Source organism: Sphingomonas sp. MS122 (assembly GCF_049532975.1).
In the GTDB taxonomy this organism is placed as follows: domain Bacteria; phylum Pseudomonadota; class Alphaproteobacteria; order Sphingomonadales; family Sphingomonadaceae; genus Sphingomonas.
The window spans coordinates 2658424-2672684 of sequence record NZ_CP186695.1 but is presented as its reverse complement, the minus strand read 5'-3'; the positions used below and the strand labels follow the sequence as shown (position 1 = coordinate 2672684).

The window sequence follows — 14261 nt, the reverse complement described above, 5'->3', positions numbered from 1 at the left end:
TCGGCGTATCATTTCGCCTTCATTTTGTGTCGTTCGAAGGCAAATATGACTGACAAAGCCGCCGATCTGGACATCTTCGACCGCAAGATCATCGATGTGCTGCGTGCCGACGGCCGTATCGCGATCACCGATCTCGCCGCGCGTGTCGGCCTGTCCAAGACGCCGTGCCAGGTGCGCGTGAAGCGGCTGATCGCGAACGGCACGATCCGCGGTTTCCGCGCGATCGTCGATCCTGCGCGGCTCGGCCTCGATCACATCGCCTTCGCCGAAGTGAAGCTCTCCGACACGCGCGAGGAAGCGCTCGACGCCTTCCGCCGCGCGGTGCTGCGCATTCCCGAGGTCGAGGAATGCCACATGATCGCGAGCAGCTTCGACTATCTGCTCAAGGTCCGCACCGCAGACATCCGCCGCTATCGCGAGGTGCTCGGCGAGCGCATCTCGAGCCTGCCGCATGTCGCCAGCACCTCTACTTTCGTGGCGATGGAGACGATCCGCGATTCGGGCATGGGCGGCGCCTGACGGCTAGTCGGCCGGCGGATCGATCCAGCCGATATCGCCCTTGAAGAAGTTAAACAGAGTCCACTGCGCCGCTTCGGCATCGCTCAACTGGCGCGAGAGGGGATCGCGCGTGGCTGGCGACGCGCCCGGCCCGCGCGAGCGATATTCGGCGTAATAGGCCGTATCGAGCGTCTTCGACCGATCGGGATACCATTCCCGCCACCCGGCCGGAGCGATTGGCGCATCGGCATCTGGTCGCTCTACGCGATCGTCACCAATCTCGGCAGCGCGATCGCCAAGGTGCTCTGATTCGGAAAAAGGATGGTAGCCGAGGAGGGACTTGAACCCCCGACACGCGGATTATGATTCCGCTGCTCTAACCAACTGAGCTACTCGGCCATACCAAGGGAGCCCTTTCGGGCGAGCGGCGCACATAAGTGCGCTTTGGAAGCGGGTCAAGCGAACATGTGACGTGACAGCGGCTCCCACGGCCCACCGCGATACCACCACGCCGCAAGCCCCGCGATCTCCACCTCGCGCGGGCGGAATTCCTTCGCCAGCGCCGTCATCAGCAGCTTGGCCATCGACGGCGCGACCTTGTTCTGGATGGTCACGTGCGGCCGCCAGCCGCCGGCATCCTGCGGCATCAGCAGCCCGGCGAACGCCTCGCACAAATCGCGGCGGATCGCGGCGAGCCCCGACGATTCGACCTTCACCGCCACCCCGCGCCCGAGCGACATCAGGCCCGCCGCCTTGGCAGCCGGCGCACGTACCCCGCGCGTCGCTTCGGTCAGGCGATGCTTGAGCTCGTCCTCGACCGATGGCGGCAAGTGATGGAACAGCGTGAGATGCGCCGGCAGCACGTTGCGCTCCGGCGGATAGTGCGCGCGGCGCAACCCGTCGAAAGCCGCCTGGTCCGAGCGGCCCAGCACGGCGGTGACGATGATCGGCGCCACGTCGCCCCGGGCTCGATCCGGGATCAAATCTCGACCTGGCTGCCCAGCTCGACGACACGGTTTGTGGGCAGCCGGAAGAACTCCATCGCGCTTTCCGCGTTGCGCAGCATCCATGCGAACAGCTTCTCGCGCCAGATCCGCATCCCCGGCCGCTCCGACGGCAGCAGCGTCTGGCGGGAGAGGAAGAAGCTCGTGTCCATCATGTTGAACGCGCCGCCGCAATTGCCCCCGCACGCGCCGATCGCCTTGAGCGCGCCCGGCACATCGGCTTCCTGCATGAAGCCGTAATAGAGCAGCATGCGGTGGAATCCCTGCCCCAGATCGTCGACTTTGGCGCGTTCCGCCTCGGGAACATAAGGCTGGTCGGCGATCTTCACCGTCAGCAGAATCACCCGCTCGTGCAGCACCTTGTTGTGCTTGAGATTATGGAGCAGCGCGTGCGGCACACCTTCCGGGGTCGAGGTCATGAAGACCGCGGTGCCCGGCACGCGCGTCGCGGAGCCCGCCGCGGACTGGATGAACACCTTGATCGGCATCGCCCCCTCGCGCATCCGCTCGACCATGAGGCGCCGGCCCTTGGCCCAGGTCGTCAGCAGCGTGAAGATCACGATTCCGGCGAGCAGCGGGAACCAGCCGCCATCGGGCACCTTGGTCAGGTTCGCGCTGAAATAGGCGAGGTCGACCAGGAAGAACACCGCGAGCAGCGGGATCGCATAGCGCTTCTTCCACTTCCACAGCGTGAACAAAAGCACCGCGAGCAGGCAGTTGTCGATCAGCATCGCCCCGGTCACCGCGATGCCATAGGCCGCGGTCAAGTTGGACGAGGTCTGGAAGGTCAGCACCAGCAGGATGATCGCCACCATCAGGGCCCAGTTGATCAGCGGGATGTAGATCTGCCCTGCGGTCGACGCGCTGGTGTGCGCGATGCGCAGCCGCGGGATGAAACCGAGCTGGATGCCCTGCTGCGTCACGGAGAAGGCGCCGGTGATCACCGCTTGCGACGCGATGATCGCGGCGGCGGTGGCGATGCCGACCAGCGGCAGCCGCAGGTATTCGGGCGCGAGCATGTAGAACGGGTTCTGCAGCGCGGTCGCGTCGCGCATCAGCAGTGCGCCCTGCCCCAGATAGTTGCACATCAGCGCGGGCAGCACGAACCACAGCCACGAGAAGCGGATCGGCTTGCGCCCGAAATGGCCCATATCGGCATAGAGCGCCTCGGCGCCGGTGACGGCCAGCACGACCGAGCCCAGCGCGAGGAACGCCGCGAACGGGTCGACCACGAAGAAATTGGCGGCATAGTGCGGCAGGAATGCCCATAGCACCTCGGGCGTCTGTGCCGCGCTGATCACGCCCAGCGTCGCGATCGTCGCGAAATAGGCGAGCATGATCGGCCCGAACATCGCGCCCACGCGCGCCGTGCCGGTGCGCTGGATCGAGAAGAGGAAGGCGAGGATCGCGATCGCGATCGGCAGCACCCAGTCGGCGAAGCCCGGCGCGGCGACCGCAAGTCCCTCGACCGCGGACAGCACCGACACCGCCGGGGTGATCATCGAGTCGCCGTAGAAGAGCGCGGTCGCGAACACGCCGAGCAGCACGATGCCCGCGGTCCAGCGCTTCTGCCCGCTGGTGCGGTTGATCAGCGCGAGCAGCGCCAGGCTGCCGCCCTCGCCCTTGTTGTCCGCGCGCATGATCAGCGTGACGTATTTCAGCGTCACCACGATCATCATCGACCAGAACATCAGGCTGATCACGCCCATGATATGCAGCTGATCGAGCGGCAGCCGGTGCTCGGGATGATGCGCCGCGCTGAACGTCTCGCGGAAAGCGTAGAGCGGGCTGGTGCCGATATCGCCGAACACGATCCCGATCGCACCGATCGCAAGCTTCCACAATGCGGCCTCGCGGCCATGCGGATGATGCGGATCGATGGGCTGGGAGGTCGAGTCGGTCGCCGGCTCGGGGCTTCCGTTGGTCTCGCTCACGGGAAGGCTTTGCGAACCGTGGCGAGCAATGCAGTGGTCATGTCAGACCGGCTACCTGTCCGTTGAAACGGCGGCGCAGTTAGCACGTGCAACATCGGGGCGCAATTGGCGGCGGCCTCACCGTCCCGCTGCGGGAAACAGCGCGTCGGCTTCGCTGCGTGTCGGCACCGCGCGCAGCACGAAGCTCGAGCTGATCTTCACCACCCCGGGCAGCCGCCCCATCTCCTCGCGGTGAAGCCGTTCGTAATCGTCGAGGTCGCGGCACAACACCTTGAGGCGATAGTCGTAGCCGCCCGAGACCAGCGCGCATTCGACGATTCCGTCGATCTGCGCCACCGCCGCCTCGAACCGCGCGAGATCCTCGCCCACTTCGGTGCCGAGCGTGATGTCGACCATCGCCGTGACGCTGTAGCCCAGCCGCCGCAACCCGAGCCGCGCCGCATAGCCCAGAATATGTCCCGATGCCTCGAGCGCCTGGATGCGCCGCGTGCACGCCGATTGCGACAGCCCCACCTCGGCCGCGATATGGCTGACAGGCGCGCGGGCATTGCGCGCGAGTTGCCTGAGAATCGATTCGTCGATTTTGTCCATTGCGCATAAAATCCCGAAACAACGGCGCCGATCAGCATATTCATGCAAGTGTCACGGTCCAAGCGCATAAGTTTGCAGAGATTCGCGGCGGTATCCTGCGTTAGATCTGCGAGAGACACAGACTATCGGAGAGTTTGGCCATGCGCGTCGGCGTGCCGAAGGAAATCAAGAACCACGAATATCGCGTCGGCCTGACGCCGCCGCTCGTCGCCGAGCTGACTGCCGCGGGCCACGAGGTCGCGGTCGAGACTCGCGCCGGGATGGGCATTGACTTCGAGGATTCGGACTATGTCGAGGCCGGCGCGCGGATCCTGCCCGACGCCGCGGCGGTCTTCGCCCAGTCCGACATGATCGTGAAGGTCAAGGAGCCGCAGCCGCAGGAGATCGCCCTGCTCGAGCCGCGGCACACGCTGTTCACCTATCTTCATCTCGCCGCGGACAAGCCGCAGGCCGAAGGCCTCGTGGAATCGGGCGCGACCTGCATCGCGTACGAGACCGTCACCGCGAACGACCGCACCCTCCCCCTGCTCAAGCCGATGAGCGAAGTCGCCGGCCGCATGTCGGTCCAGGTCGGCGCACACTATCTGGAAAAGGAACAGGGCGGCCGCGGCATCCTGCTCGGCGGCGTTCCCGGCGTCGCGCCGGCCCGCGTCGCGATCCTCGGCGGCGGCGTCGCCGGCATCAACGCCGCGCAGATGGCGACGGGCCTGCGCGCCGACGTCACCATCTACGACATCAACAACACCCGCCTGGCCGAGCTCGACATGCATTTCGGCAGCCAGATCAAGACCGCCTATGCCAGCAAGGCGGCGATCGCGGCGGCGGTGAAGAATGCGCATCTCGTCATCGGCGCGGTGCTCGTCCCCGGCGCCGCCGCGCCCAAGCTGGTGACGCGCGACATGCTCAAGACGATGAAGCGCGGCAGCGTGCTGGTCGACATCGCGATCGATCAGGGCGGCTGCTTCGAGACCAGCCATGCGACCACGCATGACGACCCGGTCTACGAGATCGACGGGGTGATCCATTATTGCGTCGCCAACATGCCGGGCGCGGTGGCGCGCACCTCGACCTTCGCGCTCAACAACGCGACGCTGCCGTTCGTGATGCGCCTCGCCAATCTCGGCGCGGAAGCGGCGATGGCGGCCGATCCGCACCTCGCCGCCGGCCTCAACGTCTACAAGGGCACGATTACGCACGAGGCAGTGGCCGAGGCGCTCGATCTGCCCTTCACCGCCTGGCGGCCCTGATCCTCAATCGAGCGCGGTGAGCCAGGTCTCGGCGGCGTTGGGCGAGAGGAAGATGTTCTGATACTCGACCAGCGTCCGCCGCAGCTGCATCTTGAGCAGGCTCGATTCGACGATCAGCGCGACGCGGTCCCCGGAGCGATAGAGCGCGAGATTTCCCATCCGCATGCGCTCCGCCGCCTCTTGCGTGCGCACCGGCGCGTTGCGCAGGTCGGCGAGCACGCGCACCCGGCCGAAACGCAGCCGCACGTCGCGCACGATCTCGCCGAGCACGGCGAGATACTGGTCGACCTCCTCGCGCGTCTGCACCGCCACCTGGTTGATCCGCAGGATTTTCAACCGGTCGTCGCGGATGATCTCATAGCGGTCGGACGCCGCGGCGACGACCAGCCAGTCCGCATCCTCCGCCGATCCGCCAACCGGTGTCATCAAATCCCCTCCCCGTTTTCGTTTCGTGAGCGATGTGACCAGTTAAGGTAAATAATCGGTGACGGCCCCGCGCGGCACGTGCCAAAGCCGGGATTTCCTTGCCTTTGCCGAGCAGTGGAGCTAAGGGGGCGCCCGTCCGGCGAGCGGGTGCTCGCGGAGGGAGGCGCGGAGCGTTTGGCTCACGCGCCGTTTTCGCTTTCATCTCGAAGCGTCAGTCTCTCCAACCGTGCCCGTCCATCGGATGTCGTGACCGGCATGCGGCCGCCACGGCGTTTCGGCCAAAAAGACCGCTGGATCCAACCAGCCGGCCGGAAAAACGAACATTTAGGACTGAACCCTTTATGGCCACTACGGCAAACCCCACGCGCGACGATTTCGCCGCGCTTCTCGACCAGACCCTGGGTCAGGCGGACGGCTTCGAAGGCCGCGTCGTCATCGGCACCGTCACCGCGATCGAAAACGACCTCGCCGTCATCGACGTCGGCCTCAAGAGCGAAGGCCGCGTGCCGTTGCGCGAGTTCGCCGCCCCCGGCCAGAAGGCTGAGCTCAAGGTCGGCGACGAGGTCGAGGTCTATGTCGACCGCGTCGAGAACGCGAACGGTGAAGCGATGCTCAGCCGCGACCGCGCCCGCCGCGAAGCCGCATGGGACAAGCTCGAACTCGAATTCAGCCAGGGCAACCGCGTCGAGGGCGTGATCTTCGGCCGCGTCAAGGGCGGCTTCACCGTCGACCTCAGCGGCGCCGTGGCGTTCCTCCCCGGCTCGCAGGTCGATATCCGTCCGGTGCGCGACGTGCAGCCGCTGATGGATCTGCCGCAGCCCTTCCAGATCCTCAAGATGGACCGCAAGCGCGGCAATATCGTCGTGTCGCGCCGCGCCGTCCTCGAAGAGAACCGCGCCGAGCAGCGTTCGGGCCTGATCCAGAGCCTGGCCGAGGGCCAGGTGATCGACGGCGTCGTCAAGAACATCACCGATTACGGTGCGTTCGTCGACCTCGGCGGCATCGACGGCCTGCTGCACGTCACCGACCTCAGCTACAAGCGCGTCAACCACCCGTCGGAGATGCTCAACATCGGCGACACGGTGAAGGTGCAGATCATCCGCATCAACCGCGACACCCAGCGCATCTCGCTCGGCATGAAGCAGCTCGAGAGCGATCCGTGGGACGGCGCCGGCGCCAAGTATCCGATCGGCGCGAAGCTGTCGGGCCGCGTGACCAACATCACCGAGTATGGCGCGTTCGTCGAGCTCGAACCGGGCATCGAGGGCCTGGTCCACGTCTCGGAGATGAGCTGGACCAAGAAGAACGTGCACCCGGGCAAGATCGTCTCGACCTCGCAGGAAGTCGATGTCGTGGTGCTCGAGGTCGATCAGGACAAGCGCCGCATCTCGCTCGGCCTCAAGCAGGCTCAGCAGAACCCGTGGGAGGCCTTTGCGTCGGCTCACCCGGTCGGCACCGAGGTCGAGGGCGAAGTCAAGAACGCCACCGAGTTCGGCCTGTTCATCGGCCTCGACAACGACGTCGACGGCATGGTCCACATGTCGGACATCGCCTGGGGCATCTCGGGCGAGGACGCGCTGGCGCTTCACCGCAAGGGTGAGATGGTCAAGGCCGTCGTGCTCGCGGTCGAGCCCGACAAGGAGCGCATCAGCCTCGGCATGAAGCAGCTCGAGCGCGGCGGCGTGCCGACCCCGGCCGCTTCCGGCGGCGCGCGCGTCAACAAGAACGAAGTGGTCACCGTCACCGTCCTCGAAGTTCGCGACGCGGGCCTCGAGGTGCAAGTCGGCGACGACGGCGCGACCGGCTTCATCAAGCGCACCGATCTCGGCCGCGACCGCGACGAGCAGCGTCCGGAGCGCTTCCAGGTCGGCCAGAAGTTCGACGCGATGGTCACCGGCATGGACCGTTCGAAGAAGCCGACCTTCTCGGTCAAGGCGATGCAGATCGCCGAAGAGAAGCAGGCGGTCGCGCAATACGGTTCGTCCGATTCGGGCGCATCGCTGGGCGACATCCTGGGCGAGGCCCTCAAGGCCCGCGAAGAGAAGAAGTGATTGCCTGCGGGGCGGTCCGGACGACGGATCGCCCCGCCAATCATTTCAACGGTTTCGCACCGGTGTCTCTGAAAAGCACGGCGGCGGCGCAAGATTCGATTGATGCAGGTAAGGAAACGCGCCTAAACCAGTCCAGCATTAGGCTTGCGAGCAAGGCGATGCGATTGTTCCCGGCGCGAATGACCGGGTAGTTGGGGACGCGGGATGATCCGTTCGGAACTCGTGCAGATGCTGGCAACGGACAATCCCGGCCTGTCCGCGCGTGAGATCGAGCGCATCGTCGACACCTTCTTCGAAGAGATCACGACGCGGCTCGTAGTGAACGGCCGGGTCGAGCTGCGCGGCTTCGGTGCTTTCTCCACCCGCGCACGCGATGCGCGCACCGGCCGCAATCCGCGCACGGGCGAGACCGTCGACGTCTCGGCCAAGCGGGTGCCCTATTTCAAGCCCGGCAAGGAAATGCGCGCACGCCTGAACGTGTGACGCGCTTGGCACATACCCCCTGACCCGATACAGCCGGCCCGATGCGGGCGTGGCGGAATGGTAGACGCACCGGACTTAAAATCCGTTGAGCTTCGGCTCGTGGGGGTTCAAGTCCCCCCGCCCGTACCAGTCGCCCCCTGCTGTCGCCGTCAGCGGTGCGGCGCGGCCGTCGATTGCCGCACCGTCAGCGTCGGCGCCACGACCACCGGGCTCTCCGGTGCCGCCTGCCCCGCCCGGCCCGCGATGATCAGCTCGACCGCTCGTGCGGTCACCTCGGCGATGGGCTGCGTGATCGCGGTCAGCGGCGGGTGGTTGAAGCGCGTGATCGGGGTGTCGTCGAAACTGATCAGCGAGAGGTTACCCGGCACGACCAAGCCGCGTTCGCGCGCAACCTCGAGCGCGCCGAGCGTCATCTGATCGTTGCTCGCGATGATCGCCGTCGCCCCGGCGTCGATCAGGCGCGCCGCCGCCAGGCGGCCGGACTCGCGGCTGAAATCGCCCTGCGCGAGCAGCCCTTCGGTCGCCAGCCCCGCCTCGGCCATCGCCGCGCGCCAGCCATCGACGCGCCAGCCGCTCAGCTCATATTCGTCCGGCCCGGCGATCAGCCCGATACGCTCATGGCCGAGCCCGGCGAGGTGCCGCGTGGCGAGCGCCGCCGCCAGGTCGTCCCCCATCGTCAGCCGGAACCCCGGTCCGTCGCGCAGCGATCCGATCCGCGCCAGGCTGATATGCGCGTCGTCCAGCAACTCGAGGATCGCCGGATTGGCCGAATGCGGCGGGGTCAGGATCACCCCGTCGGGCTGGAGCGCCGCCAGCGCGGCGGAAAGCTCGCGCTCGATATGGTCGCTGTGCGTGTCGACCAGCTCGACGATCAGGCGATAGCCATGCTCGGCGCAGGTCAGCATGCCGCCGAGCAGCATCTGGTCGACCCAGTCGGTGCCGTCGCGCGCGCGCCAGCCGTCGATCGTGCGCTCGCGGTCGTTGAGCGCCATGATCAGATAGGAGCGCGATCCGCTCATCCGCTGCGCCGCGATTGAGGGCACATAGCCGAGCTTGGCGATCGAGGCGCGCACGCGTTCGGCCATTTCGTGTCGAACGTTGGGCTCCTTGTTGATGACTCGGCTCACGGTCTGCAGCGACACCCCCGCATCGGCAGCGACGTGGCGGATCGTGACGGCCTGTTTGCGGCGTGCCATGCGTGGATCCGTCAGGCCGCGACCGGTTCGGCCGCGCCGCAATATTGCGCGACATAGGCGTGATGCTCGGGCAGCGTCGCGACGGTGCGCGCCACATCCTCGCGCAGCGTCGCCAGCAGCCGCGCCAACTCCTCGTCCGACAGCTTCTCGGCGATCGGGTGCCAGCTTTGCGGGTCGACTCCCTGCCCCATCATCACCTGCACCCAGCTGTTCTCCGCGAACAGCTCCTCATTCTTGCGGAAGGTGCGCCCGGTCTCACGGAACAGCTCGATCTTCTGCGCCAGCGAATCCGGTACCGGCATCGCCGCGACGTGCCGCCAGAACGCGCTGTCGCGCCGGTTGGTCGCCTTGTAGTGCAGGATCACGAAGTCGCGGATCTGCTCGATGTCCTGGCGCTGCTGCTCGTTGAACTCGGCGGCGTCCCGCTCGCTCACGCGGCCATTGGGCATCAGCCGCACGAAGCGCAGCACCGCGCGCTGGATCAGGTGCACCGTGGTCGCCTCGAGCGGCTCGACGAACCCGCCCGACAGGCCGATGGCGACGCAGTTGCGATACCACTGCCTGCGCCGCACGCCGCCCTTGAACTTGATGTCGAACGGCTCGATCAGCGGCTCGCCGACGGTCGAGATCAGCCGGTCATAGGCTTCGTCGCGCGACAGATAGCCGCTGGCATAGACGATCCCCGCACCCATACGGTGCTGAAGCGGAATACGCCACTGCCAGCCGGCGTCGTGCGCGATCGCCTGGGTATAGGGCTGCGGCGGCCCGAGATGCTTCGACTGCACCGCGATCGCGCTGTCGTTGGGCAGCCAGTGGCCCCAATCCTCGAACCCGGCGTGCAGCGCACCGTCGATCAGCAGGCCGCGGAAGCCGGTGCAGTCGACGAACATGTCGCCCTCGATCCGCCGCTCGCCGTCGAGCAGCAGCGCGGCGATATCGCCGGTCTCGCCGTTCAGCTCGACGCGCTGGATCTTGCCCTCGACGCGCTTGGTGCCCGCTTCCTCGGCAAGCTTGCGCAGATAGCGGCCGTACAGCGTCGCATCGACGTGATAGGCATAGTTCATCCGGTCCTGCGGCAGATGTGCGAACTTGCCCTGCATCGCGGCGGCGAGCTCGAGGCAATAATCGTCATAGGGCTCCTGATGCCCCCGCTCGCGGCCGTACAGCCAGAAATGCTGGAAGCCGGCGGACCAGTGATCCTTCCCCGACAGGCCGAAGCTGTGGAAATAGCTGTGCCCGTCATGCTTCCAGTTGTCGAACAGGATGCCGAGCTTGAAGGTTGCCTGTGCCGCGCGCATGAACTCGGCCTCGCCGATGCGCAGGATGCGGTTGAAGTTGACCAGCGGCGGGATCGTCGACTCGCCCACCCCGATCGTCCCGATCTGCTCGGATTCGACCAGGGTCAGGTCGATCGTGTGGCCCATCGTCCGGCTGATCGCGGCCGCGGCCATCCAGCCCGCGGTGCCGCCCCCGGCGATGACCACGCGTGTTGCGGGACGCGCGCTCATCGGTTCAATTGCCGCAGCAGATAGGCGCGGATGCGCGAGGCGGTCTCGGGCGTCAGCGGATCGAGGATGCCGCGCATTCCTTCAGGCAGATGTTCCGTCACATCGTCTCCATTGGCAAAGACATAATGGTCGAACAATGCGCGCCAGTGCGCCTTCTGTTCGGACGGTAGGTCGCGGATCGACAGGATCGCGTGGTTGAGCGCGTCCTGCGGCTGGCCGAGCCAGCGCGGGGTATCGCGCCACCAGTAATTGACGAGCACGTTGAACGGATCGAGCCCCTCGATGTGATGCCACCACATCATCGGGATGTGGATCGCGTCGCCCGGGCCGAGCTCGGCGACCATGGCGTGGTCGAGCGCCTCGCGGAAGCGCGGGAAGCGCTCGAAATCGGGATCGTGGAAGTCGACCATGCTCACCGCGCGGCCCGCCGGGGTATTGTCGATCGGCCCCAGATAGAGGTTGCGGAACTGGCTGGGCGGGAACAGCGTGAACCGCCGCCGCCCCACCGCGACGCAGGCGAGATTGTCGGGGAAGTCATTATGCGCGGCAATCAGCGTCCGCGTGCCGATCCAGATGCTCTTGAGCGGATCGCGTCCCCCCAGGTCGATCGGGTTTGCCGCGTCGAGCCCGTCGAAATGCGACGGGATGTCGATCGAGGCGAGATAGACGGTGCGGTTCTCGCCCAGGTCCTCGGCGGTGTCGATCCCCGCGAAGATATCGGCGAGCTTGCCCGTTCCGGTGCGGAAATTCATCTGCATGTCGGCGTCGTAGAACAGCCGCCCGTCATGGCCCGGCGGGCCGATCGAGACGGTGAAGGGCCGGTCGCGGGCATGATCCAGCAGATAGCTTCGCGCCGCGCGGGCGCCCTGTTTGCCCGCCGCGACCAGCGGCCAGTCGGCGACCAGCCCGCGCACGACAAAGGGTTCTCGCGCCGCCTCGAGCCACGCGTCGAGATCAGCCCCCTCCCCCCACTCGCGCTCCGGCACCGCGGCCAGCGGCTCGGAAGACAACGCTTCCCGTTCAACCACCGGCCAGCCTGCGGTTCTTGCGCGCGACAAGCGCGGAAATCTGCGACAGCGACGCGAGCGCCATGAAGATCGGCATCAGATGTCCGGCGGCATGCAGGCGCGCCAGCGCGTCCGCATCGAGCAGGCGCAGCTTCGCCTCGTCGATGATATGGTAGCCGACGAGCGAATGGACCGACATGTCGTCGAGCGTCACCTCGAGGCTGAAGGGTTCGAGAAGGTCGTGGGCGACCAGCGCCTCGAAGAAATCCTTGCTCGCGCGATACCCCTCGTCCAGCGCGCCGAGCCGTTCGGCCACGTCCTCGAGATAGGGCGTCGGCGCGCCATCGGCGTCGAACAGCCGCACGCCCTCGCCATCCGCCGCGATGCGCGGATGGCCTAGATCGACATGCACCTGGCCCGGCCCTTCCCCGCTTTGCGGACGTCCGATCAGGAACGGCTGGATCGCAAGCGACAGCGGGCGGTAGCGCGCATCCCAGCGATCACCGTCGAGAAAGAGATTCTCCCCGTTCTCGAAGCCGAACAGCGCGAGCGCGAAGAAATCGTCACGTCCCGCCTCGCGGCGAAACAGGATCGGGAAATGGCCCTGCACGTTGCGGAATTCGCTGGGCACGGTCAGCGTCCCCATCACGCCATCGCCCAGATCCATGCCCACATCGGCGCGCACGCGGAGCGCGCGGTGCGTGTTGCTGTCGAGAATGGCGTGCTGAGTCATACCCTTCTTTCGTGGCGCGGGGCCGCGGCGCCATGTTCGGCGTGCAGCATGTCCAGATAATCGCGGTTGGCGGGCAGCGCCGCGGCGAGCGCGCGGGCGCGCTGCCGGTTCTGCATCAGCATCGCGCCGGCCTTGTCGTTGGACTGCAGGCCGGCGGGCACCGGATGCCCCATGCCGTAGAGAATATACTGGTGGCTCTCGGCCGAGAAAATCTCGTCGACCTGCGGAAAGTCCCAGGTCGACGGGGGCTGGTCGCGCCACAGCGCCAGCATCTCTGCGAGCCGCGGCGGGATATGCGCCGGGTTGCGCTGTGCGAGCCAATAGGGCTCCTGGCGCCGGCTCAGCACATAATGCAGCTTCAGGAACTCGACGATGCGGTCCCAGCGATAGCGGAACAGGGCGTTGAAGCGCCCGGCGTGGATCGGCATCGCCGCCGCGTCGGCCGGAAAATTGTCGATCAGCGCATTCAGCGACAATTCGATCAGCACGATCGCCGACGCCTCGAGCGGCTCGATGAAGCCCGCCGACAGGCCGATCGCGATGCAATTGCCCTGCCAGAAGCGCGCGCGGTGCCCGGTCGGAAAGGCCAGGCGCCGCACCGGCATCACCGGCGCGTCGGGCAGGACGCGGGCGATATAGGCGCGCAGGGTCGCCTCCGCTTCCGCATCGTCCATGAAGCGGCTGGCATAGACGCAGCCGATGCCGCGCCGGCTGGGCAGCCCGATGTCCCAGATCCAGCCCGCTTCATGCGCGGTCGACACCGTCTGCGACGCGATCGCGCTCCCCGGCGCGACGGGAACCTGCGCGGCAAGCGCGCGATCGTTGAACAGCGTATCGCTGCGGTCGATCCAGTCGACGTCGAGCTCGCCGCCGATCAGCACCCCGGCAAGGCCGGTGCAATCGATGAACAGGTCGCCGGCGATCTCGCCCCGCTCGCGCGTGACGACCGCCGCGATCGCATCGTCCTCGCCGCGCCGCACGCCGGTGACATGCGCGACGACATGCGCAACGCCAAGCCGCTGCGTCGCGTGCGACGTCAGCAGCGCGGCGAACTTTCCGGCATCGAGGTGATAGGCATAGTTCGCGGCGCCCTGATAGTCGGGCATCGTCCGCTGGCGCGGCGCGAGATCGTGGTCGCAGACATGCGCCTGCGGGCTCATCGCGGCGGCGAAGGACAGATCGGGCGCCGTCGCCCGCCATGCCGCGAGCAGCGCCTTCGTCGCCGCGGCGGGCGGCGAGGTGAAGGGATGATAGTAGCGGTCTTCCGGGGTGCCATCGACCCAGCCGTCGAAGCGCGATCCCTGCTTGAACGACCCGTCGCACGCAGTCAGGAATTCGGCCTCCGACAGGCCGATCGCGGAAAGCGTCGCGCGCATCGTCGGCCAGGTGCCTTCGCCGACGCCGATGATCGGGATGTCGGGCGCCTCGATCAGCGTCACGCGGAGGCCGCCTGAGCGAGCGCGCGGCGAATTGGCGAGGCGCGACGCCGCCAGCCAGCCGGCCGTGCCGCCGCCCACGATGACAACCCTCTCGACCACGCTGTTCATTATGCCCGATCCTAGGCCAGCGTCCGGCCCGCGTCA

Annotated in this window: 14 protein-coding genes and 2 tRNA genes; 5 read left to right on the top strand and 11 right to left on the bottom strand. The window is 66.8% G+C overall.

The features are described 5' to 3' along the window. Positions 1-45: 45 nt before the first annotated feature. Positions 46-519: an Lrp/AsnC family transcriptional regulator gene (locus ACO227_RS12960; protein WP_423602239.1), complete on the top strand. Its 474-nt coding sequence runs from the start codon at positions 46-48 to the stop codon at positions 517-519. 3 nt (positions 520-522) lie between these two features. Here ACO227_RS12960 and ACO227_RS12955 read toward each other — a convergent pair whose 3' ends face one another. The 5 genes from ACO227_RS12955 to ACO227_RS12935 form a co-directional block, all read right to left on the bottom strand. Continuing rightward, entirely contained in the window at positions 523-735 is a 213-nt protein-coding gene (locus ACO227_RS12955; RefSeq protein WP_423607349.1) for a pectinesterase family protein, read from the bottom strand. Positions 736-820: 85 nt separating this feature from the next. After that, positions 821-897, bottom strand: a tRNA-Met gene (locus ACO227_RS12950). 56 nt (positions 898-953) lie between these two features. After that, the gene (locus ACO227_RS12945) at positions 954-1454 is read right to left on the bottom strand and encodes a 2'-5' RNA ligase family protein (RefSeq protein WP_423602238.1); all 501 of its coding nucleotides are present in this window, start codon (positions 1452-1454) and stop codon (positions 954-956) included. Between the two features lie 23 nt (positions 1455-1477). Beyond that, positions 1478-3436, bottom strand: a complete 1959-nt coding sequence (locus ACO227_RS12940; RefSeq protein ID WP_423602237.1) for a potassium transporter Kup — start codon at positions 3434-3436, stop codon at positions 1478-1480. A 117-nt stretch (positions 3437-3553) separates the two neighbouring features. Next, positions 3554-4027 carry an Lrp/AsnC family transcriptional regulator gene (locus ACO227_RS12935; RefSeq protein WP_423602236.1) on the bottom strand — a complete coding sequence of 158 codons (474 nt, stop codon included), beginning with the start codon at positions 4025-4027 and terminating at the stop codon, positions 3554-3556. Between the two features lie 140 nt (positions 4028-4167). On the opposite strand from ACO227_RS12935, the gene ald reads away from it, so the two are divergent. Next, positions 4168-5274, top strand: coding sequence for an alanine dehydrogenase (gene ald / locus ACO227_RS12930; protein WP_423602235.1), 1107 nt, complete (start codon positions 4168-4170; stop codon positions 5272-5274). A 3-nt stretch (positions 5275-5277) separates the two neighbouring features. Here ald and ACO227_RS12925 read toward each other — a convergent pair whose 3' ends face one another. Next, positions 5278-5700, bottom strand: a complete 423-nt coding sequence (locus ACO227_RS12925) for a hypothetical protein (RefSeq protein ID WP_423602234.1) — start codon at positions 5698-5700, stop codon at positions 5278-5280. Between the two features lie 341 nt (positions 5701-6041). Here ACO227_RS12925 and rpsA point away from each other — a divergent pair, with 341 nt between their 5' ends. The 3 genes from rpsA to ACO227_RS12910 all read left to right on the top strand — a co-directional run bounded on the left by rpsA (position 6042) and on the right by ACO227_RS12910 (position 8363). After that, on the top strand, positions 6042-7751 hold the full coding sequence (gene rpsA, locus ACO227_RS12920) for a 30S ribosomal protein S1 (RefSeq protein ID WP_423602233.1): 1710 nt from the start codon (positions 6042-6044) through the stop codon (positions 7749-7751). Between the two features lie 204 nt (positions 7752-7955). Then, positions 7956-8234, top strand: a complete 279-nt coding sequence (locus tag ACO227_RS12915; RefSeq protein ID WP_423602232.1) for an integration host factor subunit beta — start codon at positions 7956-7958, stop codon at positions 8232-8234. Positions 8235-8277: 43 nt separating this feature from the next. Next, positions 8278-8363 (top strand) — tRNA-Leu (locus tag ACO227_RS12910). 20 nt (positions 8364-8383) lie between these two features. Here the strand turns inward: ACO227_RS12910 and ACO227_RS12905 are convergent. From ACO227_RS12905 to ACO227_RS12885, 5 genes are read right to left on the bottom strand one after another with little or no spacing between them, the layout of a single operon-like run. Then, positions 8384-9430, bottom strand: coding sequence for a LacI family DNA-binding transcriptional regulator (locus tag ACO227_RS12905; RefSeq protein ID WP_423602231.1), 1047 nt, complete (start codon positions 9428-9430; stop codon positions 8384-8386). A gap of 11 nt (positions 9431-9441) precedes the next feature. After that, complete coding sequence (locus ACO227_RS12900; RefSeq protein ID WP_423602230.1) at positions 9442-10938, bottom strand: tryptophan halogenase family protein; 1497 nt, start codon at positions 10936-10938, stop codon at positions 9442-9444. Beyond that, the gene (locus ACO227_RS12895; RefSeq protein WP_423602229.1) at positions 10935-11948 is read right to left on the bottom strand and encodes a cupin-like domain-containing protein; all 1014 of its coding nucleotides are present in this window, start codon (positions 11946-11948) and stop codon (positions 10935-10937) included. Before ACO227_RS12895 ends, ACO227_RS12900 begins: the two co-directional genes overlap by 4 nt. Positions 11949-11958: 10 nt before the next feature. After that, positions 11959-12678: a SapC family protein gene (locus ACO227_RS12890; protein WP_423602228.1), complete on the bottom strand. Its 720-nt coding sequence runs from the start codon at positions 12676-12678 to the stop codon at positions 11959-11961. Further along, positions 12675-14225, bottom strand: a complete 1551-nt coding sequence (locus tag ACO227_RS12885) for a tryptophan halogenase family protein (protein ID WP_423602227.1) — start codon at positions 14223-14225, stop codon at positions 12675-12677. The genes ACO227_RS12890 and ACO227_RS12885 overlap by 4 nt, the downstream gene beginning before the upstream one ends. Between the last annotated feature and the right edge of the window lie 36 nt (positions 14226-14261).